General features: G+C 71.9%; 22 protein-coding genes. 6 read left to right on the plus strand and 16 right to left on the minus strand.

From position 1 onward, the window contains the following. Positions 1-2: 2 nt before the first annotated feature. Positions 3-755, plus strand: a complete 753-nt coding sequence (locus ACE37J_RS04685; protein WP_409707772.1) for an enoyl-CoA hydratase/isomerase family protein — start codon at positions 3-5, stop codon at positions 753-755. 3 nt (positions 756-758) lie between these two features. Here ACE37J_RS04685 and ACE37J_RS04690 read toward each other — a convergent pair whose 3' ends face one another. The 4 genes from ACE37J_RS04690 to ACE37J_RS04705 are packed head-to-tail and all read right to left on the minus strand — an operon-like array spanning position 759 to position 4251. Beyond that, entirely contained in the window at positions 759-1364 is a 606-nt protein-coding gene (locus tag ACE37J_RS04690) for a LolA family protein (RefSeq protein WP_409707776.1), read from the minus strand. A 39-nt stretch (positions 1365-1403) separates the two neighbouring features. Next, the gene (locus ACE37J_RS04695; RefSeq protein WP_409707779.1) at positions 1404-2054 is read right to left on the minus strand and encodes a lactate utilization protein C; all 651 of its coding nucleotides are present in this window, start codon (positions 2052-2054) and stop codon (positions 1404-1406) included. Further along, positions 2051-3490 (minus strand): LutB/LldF family L-lactate oxidation iron-sulfur protein, encoded by a 1440-nt coding sequence (locus tag ACE37J_RS04700; protein WP_409707782.1) that lies wholly within the window; start codon positions 3488-3490, stop codon positions 2051-2053. Before ACE37J_RS04700 ends, ACE37J_RS04695 begins: the two co-directional genes overlap by 4 nt. After that, on the minus strand, positions 3487-4251 hold the full coding sequence (locus ACE37J_RS04705; RefSeq protein WP_409707785.1) for a (Fe-S)-binding protein: 765 nt from the start codon (positions 4249-4251) through the stop codon (positions 3487-3489). The genes ACE37J_RS04700 and ACE37J_RS04705 overlap by 4 nt, the downstream gene beginning before the upstream one ends. An 85-nt stretch (positions 4252-4336) precedes the next feature. Between ACE37J_RS04705 and ACE37J_RS04710 the strand changes: the two genes are divergently transcribed. Both ACE37J_RS04710 and ACE37J_RS04715 read left to right on the plus strand, forming a co-directional pair. Continuing rightward, positions 4337-4960: a ribonuclease HII gene (locus ACE37J_RS04710; protein ID WP_409707788.1), complete on the plus strand. Its 624-nt coding sequence runs from the start codon at positions 4337-4339 to the stop codon at positions 4958-4960. Between the two features lie 77 nt (positions 4961-5037). Continuing rightward, the gene (locus ACE37J_RS04715; protein WP_409707791.1) at positions 5038-6138 is read left to right on the plus strand and encodes a site-specific DNA-methyltransferase; all 1101 of its coding nucleotides are present in this window, start codon (positions 5038-5040) and stop codon (positions 6136-6138) included. Positions 6139-6213: 75 nt separating this feature from the next. On the opposite strand, the gene ACE37J_RS04720 is transcribed toward ACE37J_RS04715, so the two are convergent. From ACE37J_RS04720 to ACE37J_RS04740, 5 genes are all read right to left on the minus strand, one after another. Continuing rightward, entirely contained in the window at positions 6214-7353 is a 1140-nt protein-coding gene (locus ACE37J_RS04720; protein ID WP_409707794.1) for an acyl-CoA dehydrogenase family protein, read from the minus strand. Positions 7354-7430: 77 nt separating this feature from the next. Further along, positions 7431-8981, minus strand: a complete 1551-nt coding sequence (locus tag ACE37J_RS04725) for a putative bifunctional diguanylate cyclase/phosphodiesterase (protein WP_409707797.1) — start codon at positions 8979-8981, stop codon at positions 7431-7433. Positions 8982-9065: 84 nt separating this feature from the next. Continuing rightward, positions 9066-10175 (minus strand): alkane 1-monooxygenase, encoded by a 1110-nt coding sequence (locus ACE37J_RS04730; RefSeq protein WP_409707800.1) that lies wholly within the window; start codon positions 10173-10175, stop codon positions 9066-9068. A 48-nt stretch (positions 10176-10223) separates the two neighbouring features. After that, positions 10224-10673: a methyltransferase family protein gene (locus ACE37J_RS04735; RefSeq protein ID WP_409707803.1), complete on the minus strand. Its 450-nt coding sequence runs from the start codon at positions 10671-10673 to the stop codon at positions 10224-10226. Between the two features lie 4 nt (positions 10674-10677). Beyond that, entirely contained in the window at positions 10678-12012 is a 1335-nt protein-coding gene (locus tag ACE37J_RS04740; protein ID WP_409707806.1) for an amidase, read from the minus strand. Between the two features lie 70 nt (positions 12013-12082). On the opposite strand from ACE37J_RS04740, the gene ACE37J_RS04745 reads away from it, so the two are divergent. After that, positions 12083-13300 carry an FAD-dependent monooxygenase gene (locus tag ACE37J_RS04745; protein WP_409707809.1) on the plus strand — a complete coding sequence of 406 codons (1218 nt, stop codon included), beginning with the start codon at positions 12083-12085 and terminating at the stop codon, positions 13298-13300. Between the two features lie 3 nt (positions 13301-13303). On the opposite strand, the gene ACE37J_RS04750 is transcribed toward ACE37J_RS04745, so the two are convergent. Then, a complete protein-coding gene (locus tag ACE37J_RS04750) occupies positions 13304-13957 on the minus strand; it encodes a DsbA family protein (RefSeq protein WP_409707812.1) in 654 nt (217 codons plus the stop codon). Further along, entirely contained in the window at positions 13954-14487 is a 534-nt protein-coding gene (locus ACE37J_RS04755) for a DUF721 domain-containing protein (RefSeq protein ID WP_409707815.1), read from the minus strand. The genes ACE37J_RS04750 and ACE37J_RS04755 overlap by 4 nt, the downstream gene beginning before the upstream one ends. A gap of 74 nt (positions 14488-14561) precedes the next feature. Between ACE37J_RS04755 and mutY the strand changes: the two genes are divergently transcribed. Both mutY and ACE37J_RS04765 read left to right on the plus strand, forming a co-directional pair. Further along, complete coding sequence (gene mutY / locus ACE37J_RS04760) at positions 14562-15605, plus strand: A/G-specific adenine glycosylase (RefSeq protein ID WP_409707818.1); 1044 nt, start codon at positions 14562-14564, stop codon at positions 15603-15605. Between the two features lie 178 nt (positions 15606-15783). Continuing rightward, positions 15784-17949 (plus strand): PAS-domain containing protein, encoded by a 2166-nt coding sequence (locus tag ACE37J_RS04765; RefSeq protein WP_409707821.1) that lies wholly within the window; start codon positions 15784-15786, stop codon positions 17947-17949. A gap of 31 nt (positions 17950-17980) precedes the next feature. On the opposite strand, the gene ACE37J_RS04770 is transcribed toward ACE37J_RS04765, so the two are convergent. The 5 genes from ACE37J_RS04770 to ACE37J_RS04790 all read right to left on the minus strand — a co-directional run bounded on the left by ACE37J_RS04770 (position 17981) and on the right by ACE37J_RS04790 (position 23728). Continuing rightward, complete coding sequence (locus ACE37J_RS04770) at positions 17981-19531, minus strand: M10 family metallopeptidase (protein WP_409707824.1); 1551 nt, start codon at positions 19529-19531, stop codon at positions 17981-17983. A gap of 110 nt (positions 19532-19641) precedes the next feature. Continuing rightward, a complete protein-coding gene (gene kdsA, locus ACE37J_RS04775) occupies positions 19642-20487 on the minus strand; it encodes a 3-deoxy-8-phosphooctulonate synthase (protein ID WP_409707827.1) in 846 nt (281 codons plus the stop codon). Between the two features lie 9 nt (positions 20488-20496). Next, complete coding sequence (locus tag ACE37J_RS04780; protein ID WP_409707830.1) at positions 20497-21945, minus strand: hypothetical protein; 1449 nt, start codon at positions 21943-21945, stop codon at positions 20497-20499. Next, positions 21938-22552 carry an ABC transporter gene (locus ACE37J_RS04785; RefSeq protein ID WP_409707833.1) on the minus strand — a complete coding sequence of 205 codons (615 nt, stop codon included), beginning with the start codon at positions 22550-22552 and terminating at the stop codon, positions 21938-21940. The genes ACE37J_RS04780 and ACE37J_RS04785 overlap by 8 nt, the downstream gene beginning before the upstream one ends. A gap of 117 nt (positions 22553-22669) precedes the next feature. Further along, positions 22670-23728, minus strand: coding sequence for an NAD-dependent epimerase (locus ACE37J_RS04790; RefSeq protein WP_409707836.1), 1059 nt, complete (start codon positions 23726-23728; stop codon positions 22670-22672).

Genomic DNA, 23728 nt, shown 5'->3' on the forward strand with positions numbered 1-23728 from the left:
CGATGCAAGCGCTGACGCTGACCTTCTCCCAAGACGTGGCGACGATCCTGATCGACAACCCCGCAAAGCGGAACGCCCTCGCCATCGCCGATCTCGCCGCGATGTCCGCGATGCTGGACCAGGCGGCGGCCCGCCCCGGCCTCCGCGCGCTCGTGCTCGCGGCCTCCGGGGACCGCGTCTTTTCCGGCGGCGTCGATCTGTCCGACGTGTCGGGGGACGGGGCTTGGGACGAGAACCCCCTCACCGCTCTCGCCGACAAGCTCGAATCCTTCCCGCGGCCGACCGTGGCGCGCATCTCCGGGAAGGTGAGGGGCGGCGCCGCGGAGCTGACCCTCGCCTGCGATTTCCGCGTCGGCGCGCGGGGCGTGGACCTCGCCGTGCCGGCGGCGCGCATCGGCATCCATTACGAGGCGGAGGGCCTCGCCCGCGCCGCCGCCCGCCTCGGCCTCCAGGCCGCCAAGCGCATCTATCTTCTCGCCGAGACGATGGACGAGGCCGCGCTCGTCGCCTGCGGCTATTTCGACCGTCTGGCGGAGCCCGCGGCGCTCGAAGAGGCGCTCGCCGCCCTCCTCGCCGACATCCGCGCCGGCGCGCCGCTGGCGGTGGACGGGATGAAGGCCACGCTGGCGGAGATCGGCGCCGGCCGCGCGCCAGAGGCCGCCGCGCGGATCGCCGCCTGCTGGCGCTCGGACGATCTCAGGGAAGGCCTCGCCGCCGTGCGGGAGAAGCGGCCGCCCGTCTTTCGCGGGCGCTGAGCCTCAGCGCAGCGTCCGCCCCGTCCCGGCGGAGCGTTCGGGGATGACGAATTCCTTCGGCGCGATCTCGACGCCCGAGCGCATGTCGGAAAGCGCAACCGTCGTCGCCCCGCCCTGCGCGTCGTCGATGATCCATTGCCGGAGTTCGAGCGGGTTCTGCGTGAAGATCATCGTGATCGAGCCCCGCTCCGGATGGTCCGGGTCGAGCGCGCGAACGCGCATCTGCCCGTCCGCCACCTCGATCCCCGCAACCGCCCCCTCGGCGCCGAGATCGACGTCGCGCTTCAGGATCAGGTTCAGCGGCGTCTCGGAAAGCGGATAGCGGTCCACGCTGTCATAGCGCTTGTCGACGATGCCGACCCAGGTGCCGTCCGCAATCACCAGCGCCGGATTCGGCTCGTTGTATTCGAAGCGGATGCGCCCGGGCCGGCTCATCAGGAACCGCCCTTCGGAGAGGATCCCGTCCGGGTCGATCTGCACGAAATCGCCCGTAAGGGTGGAGACCGAATTGAGATAGGCGGAAATCCGCGCCAGTTCCCGCGCATCCTGCGCGGCGGCGGGCGCGGCGAGAAGGGCGAGGGCGGAGAGGAGGAGGGCGCGTCTGTTCATGTTCGCGATATAGGCCCCGATCGCGGCGAAAAACAGGCCCTACTCTCCCACCACGAAGATGTGCAGCGCCACCGGCCCGTGCGCGCCGAGCTGGAGCGTCTGCCCGATATCGGCGGAGCGGGAGGGGCCGGTGACGAAGTTCAGCGTCCGAGGGTCGCGCCCCGAGCCGCGATGCGCGGCGAACAGCTCCTCGAACCCGGCATGGATGTCCTCCGCCCGGACGACGGCGAAATGCGTCTCCCCGAGGAAGGTCAGCGTCACCGGGTTGTCCGGGCCGGAGCAGAAGGCGAGCGAGCCCGTCTCCGCCAGCCCGTAGGGCGCCACGGAAAGCGTCGCCGGCTCCTCGATCCGCCCGACCCCGCGGCTAACCTCCACGCCGCCCCAGTCGAGCGCGGCCAAGGCCGGGTCCGATCCGGCGCGCACCGAGGGGCCGAGATTGCGGCGGCGAAGCTCCTCCGCCAGCGCAGCGGGAAGGTCCGCCATCGCGCCGATCCGGCTCGTCGTCGCATCCGCCTTCACGGCGCGGGCGATGAAGGCCTCGACCCGCTCCTCCGGCGTCGTGCGGCTCTGCATCGGGCGCGGCGTCTCGGGCCGCTCCCCGGCCAGCCGGGCGGAGACGGCGGCGTCCCTGTCGGCTCCCGTGGAGAGGCGGGAGGCGAGCCGGGCGAGGATCCGGTCCCGCGCGCTCATCGTGCGCCCTTCACCTTCTGCGCCTTCGCCCAGGCCGCCATGAACGTGCCGCCCTCGGGCGCCGGGAAATCCCGCTGCGCCGTCCAGCCGCCTGCGAGCGGCAGCTTCGCGAAGCGCCCGCGCTTGCGCCCCATGAGCCCGAGCGCGAAGACCGCCGCCCGCGTGGCGAGCCGGTAGAGCGCGGGCCGCTCCGCGAAGGCGGCCCAGAACTTCAGCCCGTATCGCGCCGCCTTCGGCGAGAGGTTCCGCTCGAATTCCCGCTCCCGCCAGTGGCGCATCATCTTCGGCAGCGGGATGCGCATGGGGCAGACCGCCTCGCACCGCCCGCAGAAGGTGGAGGCGTTCGGCAGCATGCCGCCCTCCTCCACGCCGATCAGCGAGGGCGTCAGCACCGCGCCCATCGGGCCGGGATAGACCCAGCCATAGGCGTGCCCGCCCACCGCCTGATAGACCGGGCAATGGTTCATGCAGGCGCCGCAGCGGATGCAGCGCAGCATCTCCTGGAACTCGGTGCCGACCATCTCCGTCCGCCCGTTGTCGAGCAGGATGACGTGATACTGCTCCGGCCCGTCCGGGTCCTCCGCCCGGCGCGGGCCGCTGGAGAGCGTGGTGTAGACCGACATGTCCTGCCCCGTGGCGGAGCGGGCGAGGACGCGCAGCACGGTCGCCGCGTCCTCCATCGTCGGCACGATCTTCTCCAGCGAGGCGAGCACGATGTGCACCTTCGGCAGCGATTGCGAAAGGTCGCCGTTGCCCTCGTTGGTGACGATGATGCTCTGCCCCGTCTCCGCGATCAGCATGTTGGCGCCGGTGATCCCCACCTCCGCCTCGAAATATTTCTGGCGGAGGATCGTCCGCGCCTCCGAGAGCATCGATGAAAGCTCGGAAAGGTTCCGGTCCGCCGGCAGATGCGTGTGCCGCTCGCGGAACAGCGCCTCCACCTCGTCCGACGTCACATGGATCGCCGGGGCGATGATGTGGGAGGGCGCCTCGCCGCGCAGCTGGATGATGTATTCGCCGAGATCGGTCTCGACCGGCCTGATCCCGTTCGCCTCCAGCCAGTCGTTGATCCCCGCCTCCTCGGAGATCATCGTCTTGCCCTTGTTCACCGTCTTGGCGTCGACCGAGCGGCAGATCTCGAGCACGATCCGCCGCATGTCCTCCGCCGTCTCGGCCCAGTGGACATGCCCGCCCGCCGCCGTGACCTTTTCCTCGTAAGCCGCGAGATAGAGGTCGAGATGGCCGAGGACATGGTTCTTCAGGTCCCGCGCCGCATCGCGGATCGCGTCGAATTCCGGCACCCCGCCGGCGGCGACGCGGCGCTTGCCGACGAAACCCTCCCCGGCGTTCTTCATCGCCTTCTGGAGGTTCGGGTCGGCCATCGCCGCCTTCACGTTCTCCTTGAAGAGGCGGCTCGTGGGCTCATGCGCGGTCATTCCCGTCCCTCCCCGATCGCGGGCCCGTCCGTCATGCCCGCCAGCACCTCGACGACATGGCGCGCCTTAACCGGCTTGCCCTCCCGGCTCAGCTTGCCCGCCATGTTCATCAGGCAGCCGAGGTCCCCGGCGAGGATCGTCCCCGCCCCGGTCGCGGCGATGTTCGCCGTCTTGTCCCCCGCCATCTTGGCGGAGATGTCCGGATACTTGACGCAGAACGTGCCGCCGAAGCCGCAGCAGACGTCAGGGTCCTTCATCTCCTTCAGCTCCAGCCCCTCGACCGCGCCGAGGAGCTTGCGCGGCTGCGCCTGCACGCCGAGCCCGCGGAGGCCCGAGCAGGAATCGTGATAGGTGACGGCGCCGGCGAATTTCATGTCCGTGGGCGTGAAGCCCATCACGTCCACGAGGAACGAAGTGATCTCATGGCTCTTCGCGGTGAGCGCGCGGGCGCGCGCGGCCCAGGCCGGCTCCCCCTCGAACATCGCCGGATAATCCTTCACCAGCGTGCCCATGCAGCTCCCCGAAGGACCGACGACATGGTCGTAGCCCTCGAAGGCGGCGATGACGGAGCGGGCGAGCCGCTTCGCCGTCTCCCTGTCGCCGGAATTGTACGCCGGCTGGCCGCAGCAGGTCTGCGCCGCGGGAACCTCGACCTCGCATCCCGCCTCGGTCAGCAGCGCGACGGAGGCGAAGCCGACGGAAGGCCGGAACATGTCCACGAGGCAGGTGACGAAGAGGGCGACGCGCGGCTTCCGGCTCATTTCGGCTCCTTTGGCTTCCCCCGCGTTAGCCGAAGCGCGCGCGGCTTTCCATGACGAAATCGCCACGCCCCGCTATGAAGGGCTCATGAGCGAACCTGATTTCCGGCATGAGGAAGCCGCCCCCGCCAGCCCCGTCGCCGGGGTGGACGAGGCCGGGCGCGGCCCCTGGGCGGGGCCCGTCGTCGCCGCCGCCGTGATCCTCGATCCGGCGCGCATCCCGCCGGGCCTGAACGATTCGAAGAAGCTCTCCGCCCCCCGGCGCGAGGCCCTTCTCTCCGCCTTGCGGGAGACGGCGGAGATCGGCCTCGGCGTCGCGAGCGTGGAGGAGATCGACCGGCTCAACATCCTCCGCGCCGCCGATCTCGCCATGCGCCGCGCGCTCGCGGCGCTGCCGCGCCCCGCGGGCTTCGCCCTGATCGACGGCAACCGCACGCCCCCGGGCCTGCCCTGCCCGGCGGCGGCGCTGGTGAAAGGCGATGCGCGGGCGCTCTCCGTCGCCGCCGCCTCCATCGTCGCCAAGGTGGAGCGGGACAGGATCATGGCCGCCCTCGCCGCCCTCCACCCCGGCTACGGGTGGGAGCGGAACGCGGGCTACGGCGTTCCGGCCCATCTCGCCGCGCTCCGGGCGCAGGGCGTCACACCACATCATCGTAGGTCCTTTCGCCCCATACTCAACATCTTGTGTGAAGAAAACCTCAGAGATCATTGATTCAAAACAGTTATTGACGCTTATGATTCCATGACTCATGTTGGCCCTCAACGGCGATTCGCCAGGAGGGCGCGGGGATGATCGGATACAGCGAAACGAAGGGCGCCCTGCCCTCGGATTGCGTGATCGAGGGCGACTGCATCGCCGCGATGAACGCGCTCCCCGCCGCTTCGGTCGATCTCGTCTTCGCCGACCCGCCCTACAACCTTCAGCTGAAGGGGGAACTGCACCGCCCCGACAATTCGCTTGTGGACGCGGTGGACGACGAATGGGACCGGTTCGACGGCTTCGCCGCCTATGACCGCTTCACGCGGGACTGGCTGGCCGCCGCCCGCCGCGTGCTGAAGCCGGACGGCGCGCTCTGGGTGATCGGCTCCTATCACAACATCTTCCGCGTCGGCGCGGCCCTGCAGGACCAGGGCTTCTGGGTGCTGAACGACGTCGTCTGGCGGAAGTCGAACCCGATGCCGAACTTCCGCGGCAAGCGCCTCACCAACGCGCACGAGACGCTGATCTGGGCCGCGCGCTCGGAAGCCGCGAAGTACTGCTTCAACTATGACGCCATGAAGGCGATGAACGACGGCGTGCAGATGCGCTCCGACTGGGAGTTCCCCATCTGCTCCGGGGCCGAACGCCTCAAGGACGCCGCGGGCCAGAAGGCCCACCCCACACAGAAGCCGGAGGCGCTGCTCCACCGCATCCTCCTCGCCTCGACCCAGCCGGGCGACGTGGTGCTGGACCCCTTCTTCGGAACGGGGACGACGGGCGCCGCAGCGAAGCGGCTCGGCCGCCGCTGGATCGGGATCGAGCGCGACAAGGGCTATATCGAAGCCGCCCGCGCCCGCATCGCCGCCGTGGAGCCCGCCTCGGCGGACGCCGTGCTGGTCACCGCCTCGAAGCGGAAGGAGCCGCGCGTGCCCTTCGGCGCCGTGGTCGAGCGGCGGATGCTCGCCCCGGGCTCCGTGCTGGAGAGCCATAACGGCCGCCACACCGCCAAGGTGCGCGCCGACGGCTCCCTCGTCAGCGCCGCCGCCTCGGGCTCGATCCACCAGGTCGGCGCCGCGGTGGAGGGCGCGCCCTCCTGCAACGGCTGGACCTACTGGCATTTCCGGAAGGACGGCGCGCGCGTGCCGATCGACGTGCTGCGCCAGCAGATCAGGGCGGAAATGTCCGCCTGATCCTCCCATCCCTCGCCTGGGGCCCCTGCTGCGGCCCACACCTCCCGCCGGGCCCTGCGCCCGGCGGGTTTTTCTTCATGTCCGGGCGAGCGCGCGCCCGATCACGACGTTCTGGATCTCGGTCGTCCCGTCCAGATATTCCGCCATCTTCGCCGCTTCGAGATGCCGCGGCAGCCGGCTTTCCCGGCGGAAGCCGAGCCCGCCCATCGCCTGCATCGCCGCGGCGATCCCCGTGAAGGCGGCGCGGGTGGACGCCTTCTTCGCATGGGCGGCGGCGAGCCGCGCATCCCCGCCCGAATCGAGAAGCCCGATCGCCTCCTCCGTCAGCAGCTGCGCAGCGCGAAGCGCCGTCGCCGCATCGGCGAGGGGGAAGAGCACGCCCTGCCGGTCGAGCGTCGGCGCGCCGAAGGCGCGGCGCGACGCGGCGGAGCGGCGCGCCGTCTCGATGGCGTCGTCGAGAATCGCGCAGCACATCGCGGAAAGGAGCACGCGCGCGAGGTCGATCCCCCGCATCGCCGCGCGGAACCCTTCGCCGACCGGCGCGAAGGCCCGGTCAGGCCCGACCCGGACGCCCGAGAGCGTCAACCCGCCCGCGCCCATCACATGGCAGCCGAGCATCGCATAGGCCGGCCCGATCTCGAGCCCGGAATCGCCCCGCTCCACGAGGAAGGAGCCCATCGCCTTGCCGCCCGGCCCTTCGCCCGCCCGCGCGAAGACGTTGAAGAGCCCGGCGCAGGCGGCGTTCGTCACCCAGGCCTTTTCCCCGTCGAGCCGCCAGCCCGCGCCTTCGGGCCGCGCCGCGGTGGAGATCGACGCGGCGTCGCTGCCCGTTTCGGGCTCGGTGAGGCAGAAGGCCCCGATGGTCTCGCCCGAGAGGAGCGCCGGCAGGTAGCGCGCGCGCTGTTCCTCCGTGCCGCCCCGCGACAGCGCCGCGGCGAGGTTGATATGCACGACGAGGCTGAAGCCGAAGGCGAGATCCGCCCGCGCCAGCGCCGCCAGCACGGACGCCGCGACCCGGACCCGCGCGCCGCGCCCGCCCATCGCCTCGGGCGCGAGCAGCCCGCCGAACCGCCCCGCCGCCTCGCGCAGCAGCGCCTCCGGCATGGCGCGCCGCGCCTCCCAGTCCTCGATCACGGGGGCGAGGCGCTCCTCGGCGAAGCGCCGCGCCTCCCCGATCAGCGCCCGCTCCGTCTCGTCGCATCCCGTCTCGAACATCGCTCCGCCCTTCGCGCTCTCGTTGTTTCGAAAGGCATAGGGCCGAAGCGCGGGCGGCGGAAGGGCGTCCGCCCCGTTCAGGCGCTGAGACGCTCCGCGCGGGCGGCGCGAAGCCATTCGGCCAGCGCCTCGGCCGGCATCGGGCGGGCGATGCCGAAGCCCTGCGCCTCGGCGCAGCCGATGGCGAGCAGCTTCGCGCGCTCGCCCGGCGTCTCCACCCCCTCCGCGAGCGCGGCGATGCCAAGGCCCTTCGCCATCTCCACCATCGCCCGCGCAACCTTTTCCTGCCGGTCGTCCACGTCGATGCCGCTGATGAAGCCCCGGTCGATCTTGATCCGGTCCACCTTCACCCGCTTCAGCGAGGCGATGGAGGCGTGGCCGGTGCCGAAATCGTCGATGTCGATGCGGACGCCGATCCGCGCCAGCGCCTGGATCGAGCGCACGATATCGTCATCCCGCTCGCCGATCAGGACGCTCTCGATCACCTCGACGGCGAGATCGCCGGGTTCGAGGTCGCGCGCCTCCAGCGCCCACTTGATCCGCTCGGCGAGAAAGCCGTCCGCCAGCCGCCCCGCGTTGACGTTGACGCCGACGAGAGGAACCTCGAGCCCGCGCCGCCGCCAGGAGACGAGCGAATCGAGCGCGCGGTCGAGGATGGTCTCGTCGATCCGGTCCATCAGCCCGGCTTCCTCCGCCACGGGAAAGAAGGCCCCGGGCGCAAGCACGCCGCGTTCGGGATGGATCCAGCGCGCCAGCGCCTCCGCCCCCGTCACCACGCCGTCCGAAAGACGGATCTGGGGCTGGAACCAAGGCTCGATCCGCCCTTCGTCCAGCGCGGCGGAGAGCTCGTCCCGCAGCTGCGCATCCGTCTCCATCCGCGCCTTGAGCGCCGGGGTGAAGAGCGCATGGTTCCCGCCCGTCTCGCGCGCGGCGCGCGCCGCGGCGGCGGCCTCGACCGCGAGCCGCTCGCCGTCCGCCTCGCCAAGCGGGCCGAGGACGATCCCGGCGGCGCAGCCGATCTCCGCCGTGGCGGAGCCGACGGCGAAGGGCGTGCGCACGGCGCGGGAAAGCCGCGCGGCCATCGCCTCCGCCTCGGCCTCGTTGGAGACGTTCATGGAGACGATGCAGAAGGAGGTCGGCCCCGTGCGCGCCACGAGGTCGCCCTTTCGCGTCTCCATGCGGATCAGCCCGGCGGCGCGGCGGAGCGCCGTCTCCCCCGCCTCCCGGCCGTGCAGCTCCGCGACGCGGCGAAGCCCGGTGAGGTCGAGCTGGCAGACGCCCACCCGCCGCCCGCTCCGCGCCGAAGCCGCCAGCGCGAGGTCGAGATGCGCGGCCATCGCGCGGGCGTTGGGCAGGCCCGTCTCCGGATCATGGGTCTCGATATGCGCCAGCCGCTCGGTCATGTCCGCCGCCGCCGCCTCGGCCGCATCCGCCCGCCGGGCGAGCGGGCCGATCACCCGGAACTGGAGGAAGGCTGCGAGGCCGAGCGCCCCGGCCCCCATCGCCAGCGCCTCCGGCGCGCCCGAGATCGCCGCAGGCGCGACCGCCAGCGCGGAGAGGACGGCCAACGCCGCCGACCCGGTCAGAGAGAAGGAGCCCCCGGCCCCGTTCGCGCCTGCATCGTCCATCGAAACACCCCACAGAAACCGTCACCCGCCTTCAGACTAACGCCGCCGCGCGACCGCCCGGTTAAAGAAAGCCGCGGCTTTCGCCTAAAGGGCCGCGGATCGGCCCGGATGCGCGCCGCTTCGATAGGGCGCCCAGTCCGAAATCTCGGGATAATGCCGCCGCCGCCAGGCCTTCACCCGGCGGTTCATGACCCGGAACCAGAGCGGCGGCGTCATCGCGAGCAGCACCATGAGCGGATAGCCGTAGGGCAGTTGCGGCGCCGCCTCCTCCGGCCAGGAGCGGAGGAGCGGAAAGCGCCGGTCCGGCTTCACGTGATGGTCGGAATGGCGCTGGAGGTTGATGAGCAGGAAATTCGTCATCCGCTGCGCGGCGTTCCAGCTGTGATGCGGCCCCGCGGGCTCGAACCGCCCGCCGCCGAGATGCTTCCGCGTCAGCCCGTAATGCTCCACATAGTTCACCGCCTCGAGCTGGAGGATCGCGACCGAAGCCTGAATCGCCCAGAGGCCGAGCGCAGCCCATCCCCCGATCCCCCATGCGACGAGGAAAAGCAGCGCCGTTCCCGCGCCGTGCCGCGCCCAGGGATTGGACCAGTGGAGGAACCGCCGCCCCCGCCGGAGCCGCCGCGCCCGGTCGATCTCCCAGGCCGAGCGCGCAGTCCCCCGGACGGCGCGGAGAAGGAAGCGCCAGAATCCCTCGCCATAGCGCGCCGTCACCGGGTCCTTCGGCGTCGCGACATGGACATGGTGATTCGCCAGATGCTCCGTGGCGAAATGGCCGTAGCCGACCGTGACGAGCAGGATCTCGCCCAGCGCCCGCTCGAAGCGCCGGCGCGAATGGATCAGCTCATGCGCATAGGTGATCCCGATTCCCCCCGTCGCGATCCCGAGCCCGGACATCAGCAGAATCGCCTCCGCGGTCGAGAGCCATCGCGTCGCGGCGAAGAGGCAGAAGGCGATGAGCGCGAGCTGGACCGGAACCCAGGCCCATGTCACGAACCGGTGCCAGAAGAGGGCCGCCTCCGGCGCCTCCTCCGGCGCGTCGTCTTCCGCCTTGCCGAGCGCCCGGTCGAGCAGCGAGACGACGACCCAGCCATAGACCGCCGGCCCGATCAGCCACCACGAACCCCAGAGCGCCGCCGCGACGAGCAGCGGCGCCATGACGAAGGAGACGGCGAAGGCGAAGGCGGCGGGCATGTCCGCATCATCGCCGATTCGGGTTGACGGAGGAATGACGCCCTCGCTTCAGAGCCAGCGGCGCGTCCGCGCGGCCCAGGCCGCGAACGCCTCCGGAAAGGCCGCGCGGAGCCGCGCCTCCTCGCCGCGGATGAACCGCGCTCCGATCACCCAGACGAAGACGGGGACGACCGCGAAAGGCAGGAGCGCCCCGAGGCTGAGCCCCCAGCCGAGGAGGATCGCCGCATCCGCCGCATAGATCGGGTTGCGGCTGAAGCGGAACGGCCCCGACGTGACGAGCGCGGACGGCGCCTCGTGCGGCACGATGGTCGTCCGCGCCCGCCGGAACTCCAGCGCGGCCCAGATCATCACGAGCAAGGCCGCGAGGATCAGCGCCCGCCCGGCCCAGAGCGCCGCCGCCCCCTCCCATGCCGGCCAGGGCGCGAGGCGGGAAAGGCCCCACATCGCCGCCATGGAGCCCGCGAGCCAGACCGGAGGATAATCTGGCGTCAGCCGCATCGCCCTAGCGTTCCAGCGCCACGGCCGCCGCCGCCCCGATCCGGCAGAGCGCCGCCTCGCCGAAGGGCTTGCCCATCAGCATGATCCCGGTCGAGGGCGTCGTCGTCGGCAGCGTCAGCGCCGAAAGGCCGAGCAGGTTGCCGATCCGCGTGTTGCGGAGCGTCAGCAGGTTCTCCGCCGCGAAGAAGTCGAGATCGGACATCAGCCGCGCCGTCTCCGGCGGCAGGATCGGGCAGGAGGGGATCAGCACCGCGTCATAGGCCGCGACGCGGGCCGCCCATTCCGCGCGGATCGCCTTCAGCTTCCGCCAGGCGCGGAGGTAGTCCGACGCGCTGATCGCCGCGCCGGAGCGGAACCGCTCCCGCACCGGGGCGAACATCACGTCGCCCCGCTCCTCGATCATCGCCCCCCATTCCGCCCAGGCCTCTCCCGTGAAGAGCGCGGGCGAGAGCGGCATGGCGGCCGCCACTTCCGGAGCCTCGATCCGCTCGACATGCGCCCCGGCGCGGGCGAGCGCGGCGACCGCCGCCTCGAAGGCGGCGCGCGGCGCGTCCCGGCATTCCTCGCCGAGCGCCACGGTCTCCAGCACGGCGAGCCGCGCGCCCGAAACCGTCGCGCCCGCGAGGTCGGGCGCCCGCTCCCCCGCCATCGCGCTCGCAATGAGCGAAGCGTCCTCCACCGAGCGGCAGAGCGGGCCGATCGTGTCGAACCCCTCGCAAAGGAGCACGACGCCCTCGTCCGGGAGCCAGCCATGCGTCGTCTTGAGCCCGACGAGCCCGTTCCAGCAGGCGGGAACGCGCACCGAGCCCCCGGTGTCCGAGCCGATCCCGGCGGCTGCGAGCCCGAAGGCGGTCGAGGCCGCGGCGCCGGAGGAGGAGCCGCCGGGCGCCTGCGCCGGATCGAAGACATTGGGCGGCGTCCCCGTCGCCGGGTTGAGCCCGAGGCCGGAAAAGGCCAGCTCCGTCATGTGCGTCTTGCCGAGGCAGACGAGCCCCTGCCGCGTCGCATTGGCCAGGACCCGCGCGTCCCGCGCCGGGACCCGCCCCTTCAGCATGGCCGAACCCGCCTCGGTGGCGACGCCCGCACTGTCGAAGAGATCCTTCCAGGAGATCGGCACGCCGTCGAGCGGGGAGCGGCGCAGCCCCGCCTTCGCCCGCGCCGCCGCCGAAGCGGCCTCCGCCCGCGCGCGCTCCGGCGTCGTCCGGGCGTAGATCGCATCGCGCGCCGGATGGGCCTCGATGGCGGCGAGATAGGCCTCCGCCGCGTCCCGCGGGTCGAGCGCGCCCGTCTCGATCCGCCGCCCGGTCTCCGCCGCGCTCAGGAATGTCAGTTCGGTCATCTTTCCCCTCGTTCGATCCGCCGCACCCGGCCGCGTGGACAATGGCGCGCCCCGCGCCGATATAGAAGCCATGATGAACGCTCTCGATTGCGACGTGATCGTCGCCGGCGGCGGGCTCGCCGGGGCGGCGGCCGGGCTGGCGCTGAAGGCGGCGGGCCTCGCCCCGCTCGTGCTCGACGCCGGGCCTGCGCCGCAGCCGGGCGCGGCGTTCGACGGCCGCGCCTATTCCACGCCGCCGGGCTCGGTGAACTTCTGGCGCGGCGTCGGGGTCTGGCCCGCGATCGAGGCGGAGGCGGAGCCGATGCGGGACATTCTCGTCTCCGACGGCCGCGTCTCCGAGGGCGCGTCGCCCCTCTTCCTCCATTTCGACCATCGGGAGATCGCCGGAGCCGGCTTCGGCTGCATGGTGGAGGATCGCCATCTCCGCCCCGCCGCCTTCGCCGCGCTGGGGGACGCGCTCCGCCACGGCGCGCGCGTCGTCTCGGTCGAGGCCGGGCAGGGCAGGGCCGTCGCCCGGCTTGCCGACGGGTCGGCGCTTTCCGCGCGCCTCGTCGTCGCCGCGGACGGGCGGGAGAGTCCGCTCCGCGCCGCCGCCGGGATCGGCCGCATCGCGTGGGACTATCCGCAGGCCGGCATGGTCTCCGCCGTCTCCTTCGCGGAGCCGCATCACGGCGTCGCGCACGAGCTGTTCCTCCCCGCCGGCCCCTTCGCGATCCTGCCCCTGCGCGGAAACCGCGCCTCCCTTGTCTGGACGGAGCGGCGCGCAGAGGCCGCGCGCATCCACGCCCTGCCGGACGCGGAGTATCTCGCGGAGCTTGAGGCGAGGTTCGGCGATTTCCTCGGCCCGCTCGCGCTCGAAGGCGGCCGCTGGACCTATCCGCTCTCCTTCTCGCTGGCGCACGAATACGTCGCGCCGCGCGTCGCGCTTCTGGGCGACGCCGCGCACGCCGTGCATCCGATCGCGGGGCAGGGCCTGAATCTCGGGCTGAGGGACGCCGCGGCGCTCGCGGAGGTTCTGGCCGAGGCGGCGCGGCGGGGGGAGGACATCGGGGACATCGCCGTCCTCCGCCGCTACCAGCAATGGCGCCGGTTCGACAGCGCGGCGCTCGCCTTCTCGATGGACGCGCTGAACCGCCTCTTCTCGAACGACGTTGCGCCCGTCCGCGCGATCCGCGATCTCGGCCTCGGCCTCGTGAACCGGGCGCCGGGGCTCAAGCGCATGTTCATGCGCGCCGCCTCCGGCCTGGGCGGCGCGGCGCCGAAGCTGATGCGCGGCGAGGCGGTCTGAGCCTCAGCCGCCCGCCAGCTTCCGCTCGATCACCTCGGCCATCTGCCCGGCCGGCACGGAGCCGCTGACGACCTCGCCGTTGATCAGGAAGGTCGGCGTGGAGCGGATCTCGTCCGCCGCCGAATTGGTCTGGAAATCCCCCACCATGCGCTCCAGCAACTCCTGGTCGCCGAGGCAGGCGTTCATCCGATCGTTCGAAAGCCCGGCGAGCCGGCCGATCTTCATCATCTCCTCGATGATGGGCGCGGCGTTCTTCGTCTCGTTGAAGGCCCCGACATGGTCGAGATACCAGCCGCGCTGCCGTTCGAGGAACATGCCGATCAGCATCGGATAGCCCTCCGTCCCGGCGCAGCGGGCGATCATGGCGGACCAGAGGCCGAACTGGTCGAAGTAGACCTCACGGACGATGAACTTCGCCTTCCCGGTGTCGACATACTCCGCCTTGATCTGCGGCCATGCGTTCACGTGAAAGCTCGCGCAATGCGGGCAGGTGAGCGAAGCGTATTCGATGATCGTCACCGGCGCGTCCGGGTCGCCGATCACGACGTCGCCGAGCGCATAGCCCTTTTCCTCCAGCGCGAAGGCCGGGAGCCCGGCGAGGGCGGCGGCGCCGAGGCCAAGCGCGAGCGCTTCGCGGCGTGTGGAGCGATAGGTCATTCCGTGGTCCTTCCATCCATGCGGCCTGCGGCCCTGGCCCGGACATTGGCGCCGAGGCGCGCGAGGGCAAGGGCGAGGCGTTCGTCCTCGATTCCGTCAACGGGCGCGAGCGCCGGTTCCGGCGGCGCCGCGCGGGGCCGCGCCGCCTCCGCCGCCGCCGCCGCGCTCTGGTCTATCCTGATCCGCGCGACGGCGCGGTAGCCGTAGAAGGCGTTCACCCGCTCGATCAGCGCCGGCGCCAGCATCTCCAGCTCCGGCGCCCGCGCGCCCGGCGCGGCCAGCACCAGCGTCGCGCCGAGGCCCGCGCCGCCGCGATAGCTCACCTTCACCGGGCGGCAGAGCGCGGCGAGCCGCGCGCCGGCCACCGCCTCCCATTCCGTCACGAGCCGCAGTTCGGCGAAGCCGCGCTTCGCGCCCGCGGAGCGCAGCACGGAAGGCGTCAGCGATGCGGCGGAGAGGAAGCCCGCCGCGCGGCGCCGCGGCGGCTCCGCCTTGCGCTTCGGCGCCGGTTCTGCTGTCTCCTCGCTCATGCCCGTTGCATCGCATACCGGAGCGGAAAAGGGGAGGCGGGATTTCCGCCGCGCCCGCTCGCGCGCGCTCACGGATGCGTGAGGCCGGACGCCTCCTCGCCTGGTATGACGCGAACGCCCGCGTCCTGCCCTGGCGCGCCCCGCCGGGCGCGCCGCCGCCCGACCCCTATCGCGTCTGGCTCTCCGAGATCATGCTGCAGCAGACCGTGGCGGCGACCGTGAAACCCTATTTCCGCCGCTTCACCGAGCTCTGGCCGGACGTGCGCGCCCTCGCCGCCGCGGCGCGGGAGGATGTGCTCCGCGAATGGGCCGGTCTCGGCTATTACGCCCGCGCGCGGAACCTCCACGCCTGCGCGAAGGCGGTGGCGGAGGCGCATGGCGGGCGCTTTCCGGACACTGTGGAGGGGCTCCGCGCCCTGCCGGGGATCGGCGCCTACACCGCCGGCGCCATCGCCGCCATCGCCTTCGGCCGGCCCGTCGCGGCGGTGGACGGGAACGTGGAGCGGGTGGTGAGCCGCCTCCGCGCGATCGAGGCGCCGCTCCCCGCCGCGAAGGCGGAGATCGCGCGCGCGGCGCAGGCGATGGTCCCGGAGGCGCGGCCCGGCGACTTCGCACAGGCGATGATGGATCTCGGCGCGACGATCTGCGCCCCGAGGGCGCCGCGCTGCCTCCTCTGCCCGCTCTCCGGGCTCTGCGAGGGGAGCGCGCGCGGCCTCGCCGCCTCGCTCCCCCGCAAGGCGCCGAAAGCCGCGAAGCCGGAGCGGCGCGGGGTCGTCTTCGCGCATTTCCGGGAAGGCGACGGCGCGCTCCTCGTCGTCACGCGGCCGGAAAAGGGCCTGCTCGGCGGCATGATCGGCCTTCCCGGCCCCGAATGGAGCGCCGACCCGCCGGACGAGGCGACGCTGGCCGCCTCGGCGCCCGCCCCCGGCCCGTGGCGGCGGGCGGAGGCCTCGGCGCGCCACGTCTTCACCCATTTCTCGCTGACGCTCGACGTGCTCTGGGCCGCCGGCCCCGCGGCGCCCGCGGCGCGCTATCTTCCCGCCGGCGAGGCGCTGGCGGCGGCCCCGACCGCGATGCGGAAAGCGATCCGGATCGCCCTCGCCGCGCAGGCCGACTGACCGCGCAAAAAGCCGCGGGGGCCGCCGGAGCGGTTGTTTGACTCTGGGGTATATTCGCGTATAGGTTTAGTGATGCGGATCGCGCAGCACTTGTGTCGAACTTGTCCGCGGGGGGTGGGGGCGCTCGATGCAGGGCATTTCTGGCCTTGAATTCCTTGGACTTCTCTTTCTGGCGGGGATGGCGGCCGCTGTCGTGGCGCTCATCTGGCGCGCTCTCGCGCCGGTTGAGAAACAGGATGGGCGAAGCTTCGGCCTTTCGATCGCTCCCCTCGTCCAGGCGGGCGCTCCGCCGCCCGCGCCGTGGTTCGGCGTCGCGCAGGACGACTCCGTGATCCTAGGCCCGGAGGCGCGCGCGCTTCTGGGGATGGAAGAGACCGGATCGACCCTTGACGACGTGATCGCCCGCATCGCCGCAGGTCGGGACGCGCTCGACTCCGCGATCAGGCGCCTCCGCGCCGAAGGCGCCGGGTTTCGCGAAATGGTGGAGACGCAGGACGGCCGCGTGATCGAGGCGGTCGGAAGCGTCACCGGCCTCTCCGTCTCGATCTCCCTCCATGACAGGACGGCGCTCTGGCGGCGCGCCGAACGGGCGGAGCGGCGGGCCGCGGCGGCGGAGCGGGCCGAGGCCGACCTCGAGGCGGCGCGCGCCGCGGCCGGCCTCGTCGTCTGGCGAGCCGGCGGGCGCGACTACGGGCTCGGAGGCCTGGCGGAGGAGGCGCGCGCCTCGATCGCCGCCGCCGCCGCGGAGATTGGCGAGCCGCGCCGCCGCGTCCCCCTCCCCGGGGCGGAGGATCGCGGATACGATCTCGTATGCGCGCCCGGCGGGCTCTTCGTCGCCATCGACGCGACGCCCACGATCGCGGCCGAGCGGGCGATGAGCCGCTTCGTCCATACCGTCTCGGAAACCTTCGCGCATCTGCGCGTCGGGCTGATGATCTTCGACGCCGACCGGCGCCTCACCCTGCACAACCCCGCGATTGCGGAGCTCTTCGGCGAGGAGGCGGACTGGCTGCTCCGCCGGCCCGGCCTGCGTGACCTCCTCGACCGGATGCGCGCCCGCCGCGCGCTGCCCGAGCAGGCGGACTACGCAGCCTGGCGCGACGCGCTGCTGCAACAGACCGAGGCCGAGGGAACCGCCGGGTTCGAGGAACGCTGGCACCTGCCGGACGGGCGCTCCTTCCTCGTCGTATTCCGCCCGCACGCCTCGGGCGGGCTGGCCATGATCCTGGAGGACGTGACGGAGCGCGTCGCGCTGATGCGGGACAACGCGGCCGAGCGCGCGGCCCGCCACGCGACGGCGGACCTCCTGGAGGAGGGCATCGCCATCTTCGGGCCGCACGGCCGGCTCCGCACCGCCAACGGCGCCTTCCGCCGGATCTGGGGCTTCGCCGAACAGCCGGCCGAGGGCGCGCATGTGGACGCGGTGATCGCGGAATGCGCCGCCGTATCCGGCCCCAACGCCTTCTGGGACGCGCTGCGCGGCGCCGCTTCCGGCGGCGGAGAGCGGCGGGCCGCCGCCGAGGGCTTCGCGCTCCGCGACGGGCGCGTGCTCTCCGCCCGGATCTCGCCGATGCCCGACGGCGCGACCCTCGTCGTCTTCTCCGACGCGACGGCGACGGAAAAGGCCGCCGCCGCGCTCCGCGAGCGGAACGAGGCGCTGGAACAGGCGGAGGAGATGCGCAGCGCCCTGATCGACCAGCTCTCGCACCAGATGCGGACGCCGCTCAACTCGATCTTCGGCTTCGGCCAGCTGCTCGAGACCGAACGCTACGGCCCGCTGACGCAGCAGCAGAAGGAATACGTCTCCGGCGTGCTGGACGGCTCGCGCGAGCTGCTGGAGGCGATCCGCGGCATGGCGGACCTCATCGCCTTCGGCCCCGAGGCGACGGAGGATACGCGGGAGCGGATCGACCCCGCGGAGGCGGTGGAGGAGGTGTCGGACCTGCTCCGCCGCCGCGCCGGCGCCGGGCGGCGCATCGAGATTTCCCGCGAGGCCGCGCCGGACGCCGCGCTCGTCTGCCGCCTGCGCTTTCGCCAGATCATATTCAACCTCGGGCTCGACGCGCTGACAAAGGCCGCAGCCGGCGGCGGCGTCAGTTTCTCGGTGCGCGACGACAAGGGCGACCTCGTGGTCGACTGCGCGCACGATGTCGGCGAGGAATTGCAGGAGCAGGGCCTCGCCCTCGCGCTCGTTCGCCGCTTCGTCCGGGTCGAGGGCGGAGCGGTAAAGATCGGTCGTGACGGTTCGGGCCGGCGGATGCTCCGCTGCCGCTTTCCCGGCGCTGTCTCAGCGGCGAAGGCGGAGCGGGGCGAGTCGAAGCCCGGTCGGAGGCGCGCCTGCTGAAGGCCGCGCCGGCCCTCCGCGCGGCGGGCGCTCAGAACAGGAAATCGTCCTCCGACAGCGCCGCCGCATCCACCCCCTTCAGAACGAGCTTGAGACCCGGCAGCGCCAGGAATGCGTCCGGCCCCTCGGCCCGGATGCGAAGCTCCGCAAAGCCGGCGTCGAAGGCGGAAAGGTCGATCGCGTCCTCTCCCGGGTCGAAGCCGCGGATCAGGTCGCGCCCCTCCCTCGGGGCGAAGACGAAGAGGTCGTCGCCCCTGCCGCCGATCAGCCTGTCGCGCCCGGCCCCGCCTTCGAGCGTGTCGTCCCCGCCGCCGCCGCGCAGGATGTCCGGCCCGACGCCGCCGAACAGGTGATCGGCGCCGCCCCCTCCCGCGACCCTGTCGCGCCCGTCACCGCCCTCCAGCCGGTCCTCGCCGTCCTGTCCCCGCAGCGTGTCCGCCCCGGCCGCGCCGCGCAGCAGGTCGTCGCCCGCGCCGCCGATCAGCCGGTTCGCCGCGACATTGCCGAAGACCGTATCGTCCCCCGCCCCGCCCCGCGCATGTTCGATCAGCGCGCGCTCATCGCCGTCGAACAAGTCCGCGAGATAGACGTTGCCGGAGGCGAAGATCGCCTCCGCCCCGCCTTCGAGCCGGTTGAGCCAGGCGCGCTGTCCGTCCTCGAACACGCTCGCGCCCCCGGGCGAGAGATCGAGGGAGACGCCGCCGCCATAATTCGAGAGGTCGAACCAGTCCTCCCCGCCGCCGTCCCAGATCGTCATGAAGATGCGGTTCCCGCCCGGCGCGCCCTGTCCCGCGCCGTCGATGAACATCTCGCCCGTGTCCGGGCTCCAGCGATAGACGTTGTCGCCGGCGTTGTGGGCGTAGTTGGCGCCATAGAGCTGCTGGATCGCGCTGATATCCGCCTGCATCAGCGTCTGCGCGAAGCCGTAGCGCTCGTTGGCGTAGCCGCCCTCCACCGCGTCGCCGAGATAGGCGCGGTAGGTCATCACCGAATATTCCATCGAATCGCGGTCGGCGGGCAGGGCGCCGGGCCCCTGCGTCTCGTGCCCGTGCTTGAGCCCGAGCGCATGGCCGATCTCGTGGAGGAAGGTATGCCAGGCGTAGTCGCCCTGCCGCGGCGCCTCGAAGAAGCCCGCGGCCGTGCCGAACCAGGCGTCGCCGCCCTCGCCCGTCGCGGGCAGATAGGCCCAGGCCGTCAGCGGCGCCGCGCTCTGCGCGAGCCGGATCGGCGCATTCGCCGCCTCCGCGCCCGTCGCCTCGAAGAAGCGGAGCCCGCTCACCGCCGCGAACTGCGCGAAGGCGGCCCGCGCCGCCTCGACCTGCGCGTCGTTCAGCGGCCGGAACCCGTTCGCCGCCTCTCCCGCTCCGTATTCATGCACATCGCCGCCCGCATAGGCCGCCGCGCTCTCCGGAAAGGCGTAGGCGAGCGTCGCGCCCGACCATTTGAGGCCGGAGACGAGCCCGGCCCCTTCCGGCCGATCCGGCCAGGCGAAGCTCGCCGTCTGCGCCGATTCCGGGCCATGCCCGCGCGCCGCGCACGCGCCGCAGCAGCATGCCGCCGCATGATGAGTCCCCACAGCCATCGCCACACCCGCCACACACGAACAACGGGGAGGGGATAGGCGGAGCCGATGGGAGCAAGGTTAACGGCGGGGCCGGCGACGCCTGCGTTTTCCGGAGGCTTTTCGGAGAGTCAGAGCCGTATCGGATGATCGAGCGCCAGCGCGCGGAAGGCCGCCAGCATCTTCAGAAGCGCCGGCATGTCCGCGAGCGGGATCATGTTCGGCCCGTCCGAGGGCGCCCTCTCGGGCGCCTCGTGCGTCTCGATGAAGAGCCCGTCCGCGCCCAGCGCCACGGCGGCGCGGGCGAGGACCGGCGCGAATTCCCGCTGCCCGCCCGAGGCGCCGCCGAGCCCGCCCGGCTGCTGCACCGAATGGGTCGCGTCGAAGATCACCGGCCAGCCCGTCCTCGCCATGGTCGGCAGACCGCGGAAATCGGTCACCAGCGCGTTGTAGCCGAAGCTCGTGCCCCGCTCGCAGAGCATGATCCGCTCGTTCCCCGTGCTCTCGATCTTTGCGGCGACGTTCGCCATGTCCCAGGGCGCGAGGAACTGCCCCTTCTTCACGTTGATCGCCTTGCCCGTCGCCCCCGCGGCGAGGAGGAGGTCGGTCTGCCGGCAGAGGAAGGCCGGGATCTGCAGGATGTCCGCCGCCTCCGCCGCCGGCGCGCAATGGCCGGGCTCGTGCACGTCGGTCAGCACCGGGCAGCCGATGCGAGCGCGCACCTCGGCGAGAATGGCGAGGCCCCGCTCCATGCCGAGCCCCCGCGTGGCGGAGAGCGAGGTGCGGTTCGCCTTGTCGTAGCTCGCCTTGAAGACATAGCCCATGCCGGCGGCCGCAGCCGCCCCGGCCATCGTTTCCGCGATCATCAGCGCGTGATCCAGCGATTCGAGCTGGCAGGGCCCGGCGATCAGGAGAAGCGGCGCGCCGGCGCCGGCGTGAACGCCGCCGCCGATCTCGACGGCGCGGGGGTCTGTCATGTCATGTCCTCAGATTGCGGCCTGTTCGCGGATCAGCGAGATCGTCAGGAGGCCGATGATATAGGTCGCGAACAGCACGAGGAAGACCAGCGCCACAGTGGCGAGCCGGTCCGGCCTCGAGGCCTTCTCCGGCGCGGCCGGGCGCACCACCGTCTCGAGATAGAGCGACTGTTCGGCGGCGGAGGCGATCGCCGTCTCCAGCGTCGAGAGGGCGGAGGAATACATCATCTGCGTCGTCGCCTGGTCGACCCGCGCCAGCTCCAGCTCGGAGGAAAGCTGCGCCATCGAGCGGTCGCCCCCCGCGCTCCCGTCGCCCGTAAGCCGCACGCGGAGGTCGCGGAGCTGCCGCGTCTTGACCTCGAGATTGGTGCGGAGCGGCGTGAACCGGCTGTCGTTCGGGTTGGAGGTGACCGTCTCCAGCCGCGCGATCTCCGCCAGCAGCTCGTCGATCTCCGATTCCAGCGTCACGATCCGGGTCTGGAGCGCGCCCGCCTCGCTCTCGACCGAGAAGATGGAGAGCTGCTCCTGCACCTCCGCCACCTTCCGCTGCGCGTCGCGCAGGTCCTCCCGCGCGGCGGCGACATTGGCGCGCGCCATCTCCACCCCGTCATTGCGGGAGCGTTCGTTGAGCGCGTTCACCAGCGCCTCGCCATAGGAGATGATCGCCTCGGAAAACCGCTTCGCGGCCTCGGGCGTCGCGCCCACGACCTCCATCCGGATGATCCCCTCGGCGCTGTCATAGGAGACCTTGACCTTGCCGGGGCGGATCAGCCCGCCGGCGTAATAACCATGCGCCTCGTCCACCGTGGCGTCAGCGGCGAGGCGGTGGAACTCGTCGATCCGCTCGTCCTGGAAATGCGCGATCCAGCCATGGTCCCGGTCCAGCCGTTCGAGGATGTCGCGGCTGAGGATGTATTCCTGCAGCGCGACGCTGTCCTGGATCGAACCCGCCCCCCCGAGGAAGGAGCCGAAAATCCCCCCGGGCGCGGTGCTCGTCCCCGACTTGAAGATCATCGCGCTCTCGGACACGTACATGTCCGTCGCCTTCTCGTAGTAATACCAGGCGACGACGCCGGTCGGGATCAGCACGAAGATCATGAAGCGCAGCAGAATGCCGAGCGCGCGGAGCCTGCGGCGGCGGCGAAGCTCGCCCCGGATCTCCTGCATCCGCGCCTCGCGCGCCGCGCGGGCGAGATCGGGGGGAAAGGAAGCCGGCCCGGCCCGGAGCGCCGGCTGATGGGCCCCTGCCCGCGCCAGCGCGCCCCCCGCGGCCGGCCGCGCCTCCTCCGCCTCGGGCTCTTCGGGCTCCGCCTCGCGGCGCGCCGCTTCCTGTCGCGTCGCGTCGTTCGCCGCGGTCAGCGCCGCCTCCTCGATCATCCGGCGCTCGCGCCGCCGCTGCGCCCGCCGGGCGCGGATCTCCTCCGCCTCGGCCTCTTGGTCCCGCCGCGCCTCATCCATAGCTGACGGCCTCCTCGGCGAGGAAGCGCTCCGCCTCCTCCGGCGCCCCGAAGGTGTGGAGCCGGCTGTCGTCGATCACCGCGATCTGGTGGCAGAAATCCCGCATCTTCTCCGTCGAGCCGCCGAGAAAGAGGATCGGCGTCGCGCTCATCTTCTCCCTGAGGATCGGCCCGGCCCGCCCGGCGAATTCCGGGTCGCCCGGCGTCGTTCCCTCAACCACGAGATACATGTCGAAATCCAGCGCCAGCAGCAGCGAAAGCGAGAGCCGCTTCTGCAAGGTGGAGGAATAGGTCTTCACCGGCATGTCCATGTAGCGGCCGATCCGCGCGAGGTCGATGACGAAGGCCAGAACGTCGTCAGGGTCGAGCCCGTAGATCATCGCGATGTAGCGGCAATTCTCCGCCCCCGACAGGGCGGGAATGAGGCCGCTGACCCCGCCGACCGGCCAGCTGATCTTGCCGTAGCGGTATATCCTCCCGCCATCCGGCTGCTCCGCGCCCATGATGAGGTTCACCAGCGTCGTGACGCCCGCGCGCGGCGGCACGACGAGCCCGAAATTCTCCTCGAAATGGGCGGTGAAGGTCGCGTGCGCGATCACCGGCCGCATGCGCCCGCGAAAGTAGAAGGACTTGCTGACATCCTCGAATTGCAGCATCCGCGCCCGGACCTCGCCCGCCGGCTGTGCGGGAGACTACAATCATGGGCGTCAATTGGCAAAATCGCCTTAATCCGCGCGATACGCCCCCGCCTTCCAGTCCCGCCACCAGGCGACGAAGCGGCGCAGCCCCTCTTCGAGCGGCGTGTCGGGGCGAAAGCCGACCTCCTCCATCAGCCCGCTCACATCCGCCCAGGTCCGCTCCACGTCCCCCGGCTGCATCGGCGCGAGCTCGATGACCGCCTTCCGTCCGATCTCCCGCTCCAGGATGGAGACGAGCGCGCCGAGCCGCTCCATCCGCCGGTTGCCGATGTTGAATACGCGCCAGGGCGCGAAGGAGCGCGAAGGGTCCGGGGCCGCCCGGTCGAAATCCGGGTCGGGCGCGGCGGGGCGGGGCAGGAGCCGGGCGACGCCTTCCGTCACGTCGTCGATATAGGTGAAGTCCCGCTCCATCCGCCCCTCGTTGAAGAGCCGGATCGGCCGCCCCGCCTCGATCGCCTCCGCGAAGAGGAAATAGGCCATGTCGGGCCGCCCCCACGGGCCGTAGACGGTGAAGAAGCGAAGCCCCGTGCAGGGCAGCCCGTGCACATGCGCATAGGAATGCGCCATCGCCTCGTTCGCCTTCTTCGTCGCCGCGTAGAGGGAGAGCGGATGGTCGACGCTCCGCCGCTCGGTGAAGGGCGCCCGCCCCTCCGCGCCGTAGACGGAGGAGGAGGAGGCGTAGACGAGATGCGCCACGTCCGCCCGCCGGCAGCATTCGAGGATGTTCAGGAAGCCGGTGAGGTTTGAGGCGCCATAGGCTGCCGGGTTCTCGATCGAATACCGCACCCCCGCCTGCGCCGCGAGATGCGCGACATATAGCGGCCGCGCCTCCTCGAAGACGCGGGAAAGCGCTTCGGCGTCCTCCAGCCCCGCCTCGACGAAGCGGAACCCCTCGCGCCCGGCGAGCCGCGCCAGCCGGGCCCGCTTCAGCGAAACGTCGTAATAGGGATTCACGTCGTCATAGCCGACGACGGAAACCCCCGCCGCCAGCAGCCGCTCTGCGAGATGATAGCCGACGAACCCCGCCGCGCCCGTGACGAGAACGGGCGCGGGCCCGAGCGCCGCCGCCCAGTCCGCCGCGCCCAC

The sequence above is a fragment of the Pikeienuella sp. genome, from assembly GCF_046290545.1.
GTDB lineage: Bacteria > Pseudomonadota > Alphaproteobacteria > Rhodobacterales > Rhodobacteraceae > Pikeienuella.